Source organism: Achromobacter sp. MUI-25009338 (assembly GCF_057359325.1).
Map to the genome: position 1 here is coordinate 5,286,248 of NZ_CM170627.1, position 12,983 is coordinate 5,299,230.

General features: G+C 69.3%; 7 protein-coding genes. 2 read left to right on the forward strand and 5 right to left on the reverse strand.

Annotation, left to right across the window (positions count from 1 at the left end):
• The first annotated feature begins 35 nt into the window (after window positions 1-35).
• Window positions 36-1,268 (forward strand): amino acid ABC transporter substrate-binding protein, encoded by a 1,233-nt coding sequence (locus AC1IQ6_RS24965; RefSeq protein WP_111826771.1) that lies wholly within the window; start codon window positions 36-38, stop codon window positions 1,266-1,268.
• Window positions 1,269-1,445: 177 nt separating this feature from the next.
• Window positions 1,446-2,864: an amidase gene (locus tag AC1IQ6_RS24970; protein ID WP_485865443.1), complete on the forward strand. Its 1,419-nt coding sequence runs from the start codon at window positions 1,446-1,448 to the stop codon at window positions 2,862-2,864.
• A 14-nt stretch (window positions 2,865-2,878) separates the two neighbouring features.
• Here the strand turns inward: AC1IQ6_RS24970 and AC1IQ6_RS24975 are convergent, their stop codons facing one another.
• The 5 genes from AC1IQ6_RS24975 to zapD all read right to left on the reverse strand — a co-directional run bounded on the left by AC1IQ6_RS24975 (window position 2,879) and on the right by zapD (window position 12,941).
• Entirely contained in the window at window positions 2,879-4,375 is a 1,497-nt protein-coding gene (locus AC1IQ6_RS24975) for an efflux transporter outer membrane subunit (protein ID WP_485865444.1), read from the reverse strand.
• A complete protein-coding gene (locus AC1IQ6_RS24980; protein WP_111826773.1) occupies window positions 4,372-7,485 on the reverse strand; it encodes a multidrug efflux RND transporter permease subunit in 3,114 nt (1,037 codons plus the stop codon). The genes AC1IQ6_RS24975 and AC1IQ6_RS24980 overlap by 4 nt, the downstream gene beginning before the upstream one ends.
• Window positions 7,482-10,586 carry an MdtB/MuxB family multidrug efflux RND transporter permease subunit gene (locus tag AC1IQ6_RS24985; protein ID WP_485865445.1) on the reverse strand — a complete coding sequence of 1,035 codons (3,105 nt, stop codon included), beginning with the start codon at window positions 10,584-10,586 and terminating at the stop codon, window positions 7,482-7,484. The genes AC1IQ6_RS24980 and AC1IQ6_RS24985 overlap by 4 nt, the downstream gene beginning before the upstream one ends.
• A 13-nt stretch (window positions 10,587-10,599) precedes the next feature.
• Window positions 10,600-11,850 carry an MdtA/MuxA family multidrug efflux RND transporter periplasmic adaptor subunit gene (locus AC1IQ6_RS24990; protein WP_485865446.1) on the reverse strand — a complete coding sequence of 417 codons (1,251 nt, stop codon included), beginning with the start codon at window positions 11,848-11,850 and terminating at the stop codon, window positions 10,600-10,602.
• Window positions 11,851-12,188: 338 nt separating this feature from the next.
• Window positions 12,189-12,941 (reverse strand): cell division protein ZapD, encoded by a 753-nt coding sequence (gene zapD / locus AC1IQ6_RS24995; RefSeq protein ID WP_102775703.1) that lies wholly within the window; start codon window positions 12,939-12,941, stop codon window positions 12,189-12,191.
• Window positions 12,942-12,983 lie beyond the last annotated feature (42 nt).

Consider the following 12,983-nt stretch of genomic DNA (forward strand, 5'->3'; position numbering starts at 1 on the left):
CAGGGCCCACGTCCAAAAACGATAGGAGACAACCCATGTTCGCGAAATCCTGGCTGTTCCGCTTACCGGCCGTGGCCCTGGCCCTGGCCGCCCTGACGCCCTCCCTCGCCGCCGCCCAGACCTCGGACAAGATCCGGGTGGGCATGACCGTGTCGTCCACCGGCAGCTTCGCGCTGGCCTCGCAATCCGGCGTGCGCGGCGTGGAGCTGTGGGTCGACGACGTCAACCGCCGTGGCGGCATCGAACTCAACGGCAAGAAATACCCGGTAGAACTGGTCAAGCTGGACGACCGCAGCGACAAGCAGATGGTGACCCGTGTTTACGAACGCCTGATTGTCGATGAAAAAGTCGATCTGGTGTTCGCGCCCTTCGGCTCCACGCTGACGGCCGCGGCCGCCACCGTGACCGAACGCCTGGGCAAGTACATGATGGTCTGGTCGGCCGCCAGCGACGATCTCTACAAGCAGGGCTTCAAGAACATGGTGTCCGGCACGCAGATGCCGGTCTCGGCCATGCTGCGCGCCAACATGGAGCTGGCCGCCAGACAGGGCGTGAAGAAGGTGGCGCTGCTGTATTCGGACGAACCGTTTCCCGCCGGCCTGGCCGAAGGCGGCCGCGAACAGGCAACCAAGAACGGCATGGAGGTGGTGCTGTTCGAGAAGTATCCCAAGGGCCAGAAGGATTTCAGCACCATCCTGCAGAAGGCCCGCGCGGCCGGCGCCGAGGCGCTGGTGCCGACCTCGTACGAAGGCGACCTCATCAGCATGACGCGCCAGATGAAGCAGCTGGACATCAACTTCCCGTATGTCTTCATGGTCTATGCATCCACGCCGCAGTTCCAGGCCATCGGCGCGGACGCCAACTACATCTACAGCCACACCAACTACCATCCCGCCATCAACTGGAACGTCAACGCCGGCATGACGCGCGAGCAGTTCGCCGCCGCCTATGACCGCAAGTTCCCCAAGGCCGAGTTCCCGCCCGACTTCCAGACCGCGCTGGCCTACGGCGCGGGCGCGCTGACCGAGGAAATCGTGAAGAAGGCCGGCGGCACCGACGCCGCCGCGCTCAAGAAGGCCTCGCTGGACCTGTCCGGCAAGCTCACCGTCATGGCCGGTCCGTACGCCATCGACGACACGGGCAAGCAGCTCCTGATGCCCTTCCCCGTGGTGCAGCTGCTGCCCGGCAAGGGCATGGTGCCGGTGTGGCCGGCGGACGTCGCCACGCAGAAGCCGGTTTACCCGGCTCCTGACTGGAAGGCGAGGTAGGAGGCCCCCCCCCTACGCGCTTACGCGCGCCCCCCCAGGGGGGCGACACCTGCAGACCGGCGGAGCCGGATCTGGCGGTGTCCCCGCTTGGGGGGGCCAGTTGCAAGTTGGGGCAGGAACATTTTTTTGCCGGGGGGCACGGTGGTGCGTGCCGCTCGTCCATCTTCTGAGGAAAACATGTCTGACATCGCATTTGCCACGCTGGGCGAACTGGCGCGCGGGCTGGCCGTGGGCCGCTATAGCTCGGTGGAACTGGCGCGGCTTTACCTGGACCGCATCGACCGCGCCAATCCGGCGCTGGGCGCCTACGTCAGCGTCGACCGCGAAGGCGCGCTCAAGCTGGCTGAGGCCGCCGACGCGCGGCGCCGCGCGGGCTACGGGCTGCTCGGTCCGCTGGACGGCCTGCCCGTGGCCGTGAAAGACCTGTGCGACATCGAAGGCCAGGTCACCACGGCCGGCTCGCAGGCGTGGACGCAGCGCCGCAGCGCGGTCACCGCCACGGCGGTGACGCGGCTGGTCGACGCCGGCATGGTGGTGCTGGGCAAGACGCACATGGTGGAGTTCGCCTTCGGCGGCTGGGGCACGAATCCCGTGATGGGCACGCCGCGCAATCCCTGGGACCTGGCCCGCGCCCGCATACCCGGCGGCTCGTCCAGCGGCTCGGGCGTGGCGGTGGCCGCGGGCCTGGCGCCGGCCGCGCTGGGCTCCGACACCGGCGGCTCGGTGCGGATTCCGGCTGCGCTCAATGGCATCACCGGCCTGAAGACCACGCGCGGACTCATCAGCCTGCACGGCTCGGTGGCGCTGTCGCACACGCTGGACTCCATCGGCCCGCTCACGCGCGACACGCGCGATGCGCTGCTGTTGACCCAGGCCCTGTCCGGCCCCGATCCGCGCGATCCCGTGACGCAGGCCGTGCCGGCCTTCCGCTTCCATGAACCGGCCGCGGGCGCGCAGCCGCTGCGCGGCGTGCGCATCGCGCTCATGCCGCCGGCGCAATATCCGATCGCGGTGGACGCGGCCGTGCAAGGCGCCCTGGACGACGCGCGGCGCGTGCTGGCGGGCCTGGGCGCGGACCTGGTCGAGGCGCCCTTCCCCTTCGATTTCCACGACATGATGCTGCGCAACGGCCAGATCATCGCCGCCGAAGCCTATGCGCAGCATCGCGACTACATCGAGGACGGGAACCTGCCCCTGGGCCCTCACGTGCGCTCGCGGGTGCTGGCGGGCAAGCACGTGAGCGCCGCCGACTACATCCGCGCGCTGCAGGCCCACGCCGCCGCCTGCCAGGACTGGCGCAACTGGATGCGCGATTACGACGCGCTGCTGGCGCCCTGCCTGCCCTTCGCCGCCTGCCCGCTGGAGGAAGTGGACGAGGCCGCCACGCCGCTGGCGGCCTTCACCCGGCCCGGCAACTACGTCAACGCCTCGGGCCTGGCGCTGCCCGCGGGATTCACCGCGGACGGTCTGCCCATCGGCGTGCAGCTGCTGGGCAAGCCCGGCGGGGAAGGCGCGCTGGGCCGCATCGGCATGGCGTTCCAGGCGCAGACCGACTGGCACCTGCGCCGGCCCGGCCTCGCCGCGATCGGGCTGTAGCCGCCGTTGCCGCGCTAGTCGGCCGCGGGCGCGGCATCCCGCGCCTGGGCGACGGTCGGCTGCGGCTCCCAGCCGCCGCCCAGCGCCACGATCAGGTTGACGCTGGCGGCCAGGCGGTTGCCCAGCAGACTCAGCGCGTTGCGCTCGCTGCCCAGCGCGGTGGCGTCCACCACGGCCACGCTGAGGTAATCCACCAGGCCCGCCTGGTATTGATTCTGTATCAGCCGCAGCGATTCGCGCGCCGCTTCCAGCGCGCGGCGCTGCACGGCCTGCTCCTGCTCCATGACGCGCAGCTGGATCAGATAATCCTCGACCTCGCGCAGGCCGGTCAGCGCCGTCTGCCGGTAGGCCGCGGCCTGGGCGTCGTAGGATGCGCGGGCCTGTTCGACCTGCGCCTGGCGCGCGCCGCCGTCGAAGATGGTCAGCGCCAGCGCCGGTCCCAGCGACCAGAAGCGCGCCGGCGCGGTCAGCAGCTCGGCGAACTGGCCGTTGCGAAATCCCCCGTCGGCCGACAGCGTCAGCGTGGGGAACCAGGCGGCCTGCGCCACGCCGATCTGGGCGTTGGCGGCCGCGGCGCGGCGTTCCGCCGCCGCCACGTCGGGGCGGCGCTCCAGCAGTTCGGACGGCAGGCCCACCGGGATCTGCGGCAGGCGCAGCGTGAACACGGCCGGCGCCAGGCTGAACTGCGACGGCGCCTGGCCCATGAGCACGGCGATGGCGTGCTCGAGCTGGCCGCGCTGCCAGTCCAGGTCGATGGACTGCGCGCGCGTGCTTTCCAACTGCGTGCGCGCCACGGCCACGTCGGCCTGGCCGGCCACGCCCACGGCATAGCGGTTCTGGGTCAGCTGCAGCGATTTCTCGTAGGCCGCCACGGTGGCGTCGAGCAGGCGTTTCTGTTCGTCCAGCACCCGCAGCTGCAGGTAGGACTGCACCAGCGCGGCCTGCGCGCTCAGGCGCGTGGCGCCCAGGTCGGCCAGGCTGGCCGCGGCGCTGGCTTCCGAGGATTCGACGCTGCGCCGCACCCGCCCCCACAGGTCCGCCTCCCAACTGACGCTGCCGGTCAGCGAATACTGGTTGGACACGTTGCCGCCGGAGGCGGAGGTCGCGCCGCCCTGCCCGCCGCCGCTGCCCGAGCGGCTCATGCCGGCGCCCGCGCCCACGGTCGGGAAGAAGCCGGCGCGCGCGCCGCGCACCAGCCCCAGCGCCTGCCGGTAGTTGGCCTCGGCCTGCGCGATGGTCTGGTTCGACGCGTTCAGGCGCGCGACCAGATCGTCCAGCACGGGATCGTCGTAGACCCGCCACCACTGGCCGCGCTCGGCCTCGTCGCGCGGACGGGCGGGCTTCCAGCCGTCGACCTGGACCTGGCCTTCCTTGTAGGCCGCGCCCACGTCCAGCGCCGGACGCTGGTAGTCGGGACCGACGGCACAGGCGCCCAGCAGCGCGCACAGCGCGGCCGCGGCGGCGCCGCGGGGAAGAAGGCGATTCACGGACAGCTTGGCGTTGCGCATCATGTTTGTTCTATGGAGGCGGCCGATCCATCGCGGCGGGCGCGTCCGCGCGCGGCCCACAGGCGGAAACGGTCCAGGTAAAGATAGACCACGGGCGTGGTGTACAGCGTGAGGATCTGGCTCAGCACCAGGCCGCCGACGATGGTGATGCCCAGCGGCTGGCGCATCTCGACGCCGGCGCCGGTGGCCAGCACCAGCGGCAGCGCGCCGAAGATGGCGGCCATGGTCGTCATCATGATGGGGCGAAAGCGCGTCAGACAGGCCTGGAAGATCGCGTCGCGCGGGCTCATGCCCTGGCTGCGTTCCGCCTCCAGCGCGAAGTCCACCATCATGATGGCGTTCTTCTTGACGATGCCGATCAGCAGGAAGACCCCGATCAGCGCGATCAGCGTGAAGTCGTAACGCAGCAGCAGCAGGGCCAGCAGCGCGCCCAGCCCGGCCGACGGCAGCGTGGACAGAATGGTCAGCGGATGCACGAAGCTCTCGTACAGAATGCCCAGCACGATGTACATGGTGACCAGCGCCGCCAGGATCAGCCAGGGCTGCTGCGCCAGCGTCTGCTGCAGGGCCGCGGCGGTGCCCTGGAAGCCCGCCTGGATCTGATCCGACGGTAGGCCGATGCGCGCGACCGCCGCGTCGATGGCCGCGGTCGCCTGGCCCAGCGAAACGCCCGGCGCCAGGCTGAACGAAATGGTGTCGGCCACGAACAGCCCCTGGTGCTGCACGCTGAGCGGCGCGTTGGTGTTCTCCAGCCGGGTGAAGGCCGACAGCGGCACGCGCGCGCCGGCCGCCGTGATCACCTCGACCTGCCTGAGCGATTCGATGTCCTGCGCGAACTTGGGGTCCACGCCCAGCACCACGTGGTACTGGTTCAGCGGCCCGTACATCACCGAGACCTGGCGCTGGCTGAACGAGTTGTTCAGCACCGTGGAGATGGCGGACATGCTGACGCCCAGCCGGGTCGCCGCGTCGCGGTCTATCACCAGGTCGATCTGGCGGCCCTTGTCCTCCACGTCGGCGTCCACGTCGGTGATTTCGGGAATCCTGGCCATGGCCTGCTGCACCCTGGGCATCCAGGTGCGCAGCAATTGCAGGTCGCCCGACATCAGCGTGTAGTCGTACGAACCCTGGCTCTGGCGTCCGCCGATGCGGATGTCCTGCTGCGACACCAGGAACATGCGCGCGCCCGGCATGTTCTGCAGCTTGCCGCGCAGCCGGTTGATGACCACGTCGGCCGAGACCTTGCGCTCCTCCAGCGGCTTGAGCTGGATCTGCATGAAGCTGCTGTTGCTGCCGCCGCGCCCGCCGGCGTAGCCGGTCATGCTCTGCACCGCCGGATCGGCCAGCACCACCTTGCGCAGCGCTTCCAGCTTGGGCACGGTGGCCTGGAACGAGGTGCCCTGGTCGACCCGGAAAAAGCCCAGCAGCTGGCCGGTGTCCTGCTGCGGGAAGAAGCCCTTGGGTACCACCGTGTACAGGTAGACGTTCAGCCCCACCGCGATGGCCAGGGTCAGCATCATCAGGCGGCCGTGCGCCAGCGCCCAGCCGAGCGTACGGCGATAGCCGCCGAGCATGGCCTCGAAGCCGCGCTCGGCCCAGCGCGCCAGCCTGCCGGGCGGACGCGGCTCGCGCGGTTCGTTTTGCAGCAGGCGCGCGCACATCATCGGCGTGAGGGTCAGCGACACCACCAGCGACACCAGGATGGCGGCCGACAGCGTCACGGCGAACTCGCGGAAAAAGCGCCCGACCACGCCGCCCATCAGCAGGATGGGTATGAACACCGCCACCAGCGACAGGCTCATCGACAGCACCGTGAAGCCGACCTCGCGCGAGCCGCGCAGCGCCGCGCGCATGGGCGACATGCCGCGCTCGACGTGGCGCATGATGTTCTCCAGCACCACGATGGCGTCGTCGACCACGAAGCCGGTGGCCACGATCAGCGCCATCAGCGAAATCGTGTTGAGGGTGAAGCCGCTGAGATACATGATGCAGAAGGTGCCGATCAGCGACACCGGCACCGCCACGCTGGGGATCAGGGCCGCGCGCCAGCGCCGCAGGAACAGCAGCACCACCAGCACCACCAGGCCCACCGCGATGATCAGCGTCAATTCGGCCTCGTGCAGCGAGGCGCGGATGCTGGGCGTGCGGTCCTGCGCCACGGACATGTTGGCGTCGGCCGGCATCAGGGCCTGCAGCACCGGCAGCTGGGCGCGCACCGCGTCCACCGTCTCCATGATGTTGGCGTCGGCCTGGCGCCGCACGATCATCAGGATGGCCTTGCTGTGGTTGTAGAAGCCGGTCTGGTACAGGTCCTCGACCGAGTCCTCCACCTTGGCCACGTCCGACACGCGCACCGGCGCGCCGTCGCGCCAGGCCACGATCAGCGGCCGGTACTGCTCGGCGCGGCTGAGCTGGTCGCTGGCCATGATCTGCCAGTGGTAGCGGTCGTTCTCCAGCACGCCCTTGGGCCGGTTGGCGTTGGCGTTGGCCAGGGCCGCGCGCAATTCGTCGAGCGACACGCCGCGGTTGGCCAGCGCCCCCGGCAGCACCGTGACGCGCACCGCCGGCAGCGAACTGCCGCCCACCGTCACCTCGCCCACGCCCTCCACCTGCGACAGCTTCTGCGCCACGATGGTCGAGGCGATGTCGTAGAGCTGCCCCTGGCTGAGCGTGTCCGAGGTCAGCGCCAGCGTCATGATGGGCGCGTCCGAGGGATTGGACTTGTGGTACGTGGGATTGCTGCGCAGACCGGTCGGCAGCAGCGAGCGCGCCGCGTTGATGGCGGCCTGCACGTCGCGGGCCGCGCCGTTGATGTCGCGCGAGAGATCGAACTGCAGCGTGATGCGGGTGGAGCCCTGCGAGCTGCGGGAGGTCATCTCGGTGACGCCGGCGATGCTGCCCAGCGAGCGTTCCAGCGGCGTGGCCACGCTGGAGGCCATGGTCTCGGGACTGGCCCCGGGCAGGCTGGCCGACACCGAGATGGTGGGGATGTCCACCTGCGGCAGCGGCGCCACCGGCAGCAGGAAGTAGCACAGCAGGCCCGCCAGCACGACCGCCAGGCTCAGCAGCGTGGTCGCCACCGGCCGGACGATGAAGGGCGCCGACAGGATCACGACGCATCCTCCGCCGCGGCGGCGCGCGCCCCGCGCCAGCGGCGCGACATGCGGTCGAACATCAGGTAGATCACCGGCGTGGTGAAGAGCGTCAGCACCTGCGACAGCAGCAGCCCGCCCACCATCACCAGGCCCAGCGGCTGGCGCAGCTCGGCGCCGGTGCCGGTGCCGGACGACAGCATCAGCGGCAACGCGCCGAACAGCGCGGCCAGCGTGGTCATCAGGATCGGACGGAAGCGCAGCAGCGCCGCCTCATGGATGGCCGCCAGCGGGGTCAGCCCGCGCTTGCGCTCGGCGTCCAGCGCGAAGTCGATCATCATGATGGCGTTTTTCTTCACGATGCCGATCAGCAGGATGATGCCGATGATCCCGATCATGTCGAGCTCGGTGCCGCTGATGAGCAGCGCCAGCAGCGCCCCGACCCCGGCCGACGGCAGGGTCGACAGGATGGTGATGGGATGGATGTAGCTTTCGTACAGCACGCCCAGCACGATGTACATGGTGACCACCGCGGCCAGGATCAGCCACAGCGTGCTCGACAGCGAATTCTGGAACGCCAGCGCCGCGCCCTGGAAGCGCGTCTCGACGCCGGTGGGCATGCCGATGTCGGCCTCGGCCGCGGTAATGGCCTCGACCGCGCCGGACAGCGAGGCGCCCGGCGCCAGGTTGAACGACACCGTCACCATGGGGAACTGGTCCAGCCGGTTCACGGCCAGCACCGTGCGCCCTTCGGTGATGCGCGCCACCGACGACAGCGGCACCTGCCCGCCCGAGGCGGTGGGCACGCGGATCTGCCCCAGCGAGGACGGCGTCGTCTGGAACTGCGGCTGCACTTCCAGCACCACGCGGTACTGGTTGGACTGCGTGAAGATCGTGGAGATCAGGCGCTGGCCGAAGGCGTTGTACAGCGCCTCGTCGATCACGGCGGCCGTGATGCCCAGGCGCGAGGCCGCGTCGCGGTCGATCTCGACCCAGGCCTGCAGGCCTTCGTCCTGCAGGTCGTCGGTCACGTCCTTGAGTTCGGGCACCTGGCGCAGGCGCTCGACCAGCCTGGGTGTCCATTCGCTCAGCACCTTCAGGTCCGGATTGGACAGCGTCATCTGGTACTGCGTGCGACTGACCCGGTCTTCGATGGTCAGGTCCTGCACCGGCTGCATATAGACCGTGAGACCGTCCTGCGCGGCCAGCGCCCGGTCCAGGCGCGCCATCACCGTGCGCAGGTCGCCGTCGCGCTCGGCATGCGGCTTGAGCGCGATCTGCAGGCGTCCGGCGCTGAGCGTGGCGTTGCTGCCGTCCACGCCGATGAAGGAGGACACGGCCTGCACGTCGGGATCTTCCAGCACCAGGCGCGCGGCGGCCTGCTGGCGCTCGGCCATGGCCTTGAACGAAATCGACTGCGGCGCCTGGGTGATGGCCTGGATCAGGCCGGTGTCCTGCTGCGGGAAAAAGCCCTTGGGTATCGCCAGGTACAGCAGCACCGTCAGCGCGAAGGTCGCCAGCGCCACCAGCAGCGTCAGCGGCTGGTGCCGCAGCACGACCTGCAGCCAGCGGTCGTAGCCGGCGATGACGCGGTCGATGAAGGCGCCCGTGGCGCGATGGAAGCGCCCGTGCTTCTGCGCCGACTCGGCGCGCAGCAGGCGCGCGCACATCATGGGCGTCAGGCTCAGCGACACCACCAGCGAGATCAGGATGGACACGGCCAGCGTGATCGCGAACTCGCGGAACAGCCGTCCCACCACCTCGGTCATGAAGAGCAGCGGGATCAGCACCGCGATCAGCGAGAACGTCAGCGATATCAGCGTGAAGCCGATCTGCGCCGCGCCCTTGAGCGCGGCCTGCAGCGGCGTCTCGCCCTCTTCGAGATGGCGGGCGATGTTCTCGATCATGACGATGGCGTCGTCCACCACGAAGCCGGTGGCGATGGTCAGCGCCATCAGGGTCAAGTTGTTGACCGAGAATCCGGCCAGGTACATGACGCCGAAGGTGCCGACCAGCGACAGCGGCACCACCACGCTGGGAATCAGCGTGGCCGTGAGGCTGCGCAGGAACACGAAGGTCACCATGACCACCAGCGCCACCGCCAGCAGCATTTCGAACTGCACGTCGGCGACCGAGTCGCGGATGGTCTGGGTGCGGTCGGACACCACGCTCACGTCCAGCGTGGCCGGCAGGGCAGCCCGCAGCTGCGGCAGCAGCGCCTGGATGCGGTCGACCACCTCGATCACGTTGGCGCCCGGCTGGCGCTGGATGTTCAGCAGGATGGCGGGCTTGTCGCCGGCCCAGGCCGCCTGCCGCACGTCTTCGGCGCCCTCGACCGCGCGCGCCACGTCCGACAGGCGCAGCGGCGCGTTGTTCTGGTAGGCGATGATCAGGTCGTTGTAGTCGGTGGGCGTCTTGAGCTGGTCGTTGGCGTTGATGGTGGTCGAGCGCAGCGGACCGTCCAGGTTGCCCTTGGGCTGGTTCACGTTGGCGCCGACGATGGCCGTGCGCAGGTCCGACAGCGACAGCCCGTTGGCCGCCAGCGCCTGCGGATTGACCTGCACCCGCACCGCGGGCCGCTGCCCGCCCGCCACGCTGACCAGGCCCACGCCGGAGATCTGCGACAGCTTCTGCGCGACCCGCGTGTCGACCAGGTCGCGCACCTGCGGCAGCGGCATGGTGGGCGAGGTGATCGCCAGGGTCAGCACCGCCGCGTCGGCCGGGTTGACCTTGTTGTAGGTCGGCGGCACCGGCAGGTCGCCGGGCAGCAGGTTGGAGGCGGCGTTGATGGCCGCCTGCACTTCCTGCTCGGCCACGTCCAGCGGCAGGGTGAGATTGAATTGCAGCGTGATGACCGAGGCGCCGCCCGAACTGGTCGACGACATCTGGTTCAGGCCCGGCATCTGCCCGAACTGCCGCTCCAATGGCGAGGTGACCAGCGAGGTCATCACGTCGGGGCTGGCGCCGGGGTACAGCGTCACCACCTGTATGGTCGGATAGTCCACTTCCGGCAGGGCCGAGACGGGCAGCAGCCGGTAGGCGATGAAGCCGGCGATCAGGATGGCCACCATCGACAGCGTGGTGGCCACCGGACGCAGGATGAACAGGCGCGACGGACTCACGGCGTTTCCCGGTCTATTTCGACGGCGGCGTGGTGCCGGCCGGCGCGCCCGCGCCCAGCGACTTGTCGCGCGGGACCGGAATCACGCCGGCGTCGCCCACCACTTCCACCTTGGCGCCGGCGCGCAGGCGGTCGGTGCCTTCGACCACCACCCGGTCGCCGGGCTGCAGGCCCTCGTTGACCGCCACCATGCCGTTGTTGATCGCGCCCAGCTTCACCTGGCGCACCAGCACCGTGTTGTCCTGCTGCACCAGGAATACGAAGGCGCCGGCCGAACCCTGCTGGATGGCGGCGGTGGGCACGGCGGTGACGTCCTTGCGCGTCAGCACGTGCAGCCGCACGTTGACGAACTGGTTGGGAAACAGCGCGTCGTCGGTGTTGTCGAAGCGGGCCTTGAGCTTGAGGGTGCCGGTGGTCACGTCGATCTGGTTGTCCAGGGTTTCCAGCTGGCCCGTGGCGATGCGGCGGGTGTCGGCGCGGTCGTAGGCGTCCACGGCCAGCTTGCGGCCGGCGGCGAGTTCGGCGCGCACCTCGGGCAGCTGGGTCTCGGGCAGCGTGAACACCACGGAAATCGGCTGGGTCTGGGTGATCACCACCAGCCCGTTGGTGTCCGAGCTGGACACCAGATTGCCGCGGTCCACCTGGCGCAGGCCCAGACGGCCGTCGATGGGCGCGGTGATGCGCGCGTAGTCCAGCTGCAGCCGGGCGTTGTCGACGTTGGCCTGGTCGCTCTTGACTGTGCCCTCGTACTGCCGCACCAGCGCCGCCTGCGTGTCGACCTGCTGCTTGGCGATGGAATCCTGCTTGTACAGGGCCTGGTAGCGCTGCAGGTCGCGGCGCGCGTTCTCCAGCTGCGCCAGGTTCTGCATCTGCGTGCCGCGCGCCTGGTCCAGCGCCACCTGGAAGGCGCGCGGGTCCACCTGCGCCAGCAGGTCGCCGGCCTTCACGCGCTGGCCTTCCTGGAAGGCCACCTCGACCAGCTCGCCGCTGACCCGGCTGCGCACGGTGACCGTGTTGTAGGCCGTCACCGTGCCCAGCGACTTCAGAAAAATGTCGATGTCCTGCCGGACGGCGGTGGCGATGCGCACCGGCACCGCCATGTTCGCCATTGCCGCCCCGGGCGGACGGCCCCCGCCCGCCGGCTTGGCCGCCGGCCGCAGCAGCAGCCAGGCGATGCCGGCCCCGGCAAGCAGCAACAGCGCCAGCACGGCCAGGCGGCGGCGGGACCTATGGGCGGGCGGAGAAACGGGACGGCTTTCAGGCATGTACGTTGCAGACGCGGGCAGGGAAAGCCGTATTGTCTACTAGACCATCGCGTAGTCCAGCACCGGGAGCGGCGGTTGAAACTCCCCGCAACAGGTAATGGGGGGGGGGGTGGGTGGGTCCCTCCTGCGTACTGGGGGGCTACGTGGGTCCTGCGCAGGAGGGGTGTAGCGCGAGAATTCTTGGGCAGGAACTCAATTGCCCATCGCGCGACACCCATCGGCCGGCGGCAGCCGGGTGTTTGTCTCTTGCCACGAAAAGCGGCGGCTGGCGCCGCCTGATGGGTGTCGCGCGCTGGAGAGCCGGGTTCTTGCTCAGATGCGCTCGCGCTTTACCCATCCTACGAGTTGCACAACGTCATCTGGAACCCCACGTCGCGGGCCACCTGCTGGGGCTTGAATTCGCCGTCCTGCGTGGAAAAACGTATCCAGATCATGTACTTATTGGCGCTGATCTCGGGAAATACGCCGTGGGCGGGGTCCACCCACACGCGCAGCAGCTGGAACTGCTTGCCGCCCAGCATCTGCTGGTAGGCGCCCTGCTCGGCCACGATGTCGGTCTTGCGGCCGGATTCGCGCAGCAGGCGCAGCGCCAGGGTCAGGCCGTCGTAGAGGGGAATGAAGGGCGCGATCCAGGATTGCAGGTCGGCGCAGCGGGCCGACTCGGGCTTGTTCTGCCAGGCGAAATACGAAGGCATGTCGACCTGCGTGGCGTTGCCGGGCATGGAAAGCCGACCGCGCAGGCTGGTGAGCCATTCGTTCTCGCGCAGGGGCTGGCCGGTCTTGCCGGGCACGGCCAGCGCGCCGGTGACCTTTTCCATTTCGCGCAGCATGGATTCCAACGCGTCCTGCGCCACGCCGGGATGGTCGCGCAGGCCGACCAGCGCCAGGCGCTGGCGTTCCAGGTCCTGCAGCAAGGCGCCCTTGACGTCGGTGCGTTCGCAGGCGTCGAGCAGATCGAACAAGGCGGTGACGGCGACCTGGTGCAGTCGTGAATCCCCCTCGCGTGCAAAGAAGAACAACCTGTCGAACAGGAATTCCAGCCGCAGATAAGCGCGGATACGCTCGTTGAAGGGATATTCGTAAACAATCACGCTTTTTTACAGGCCCATCTGTGGTTGGCCGGCAGGCCAATG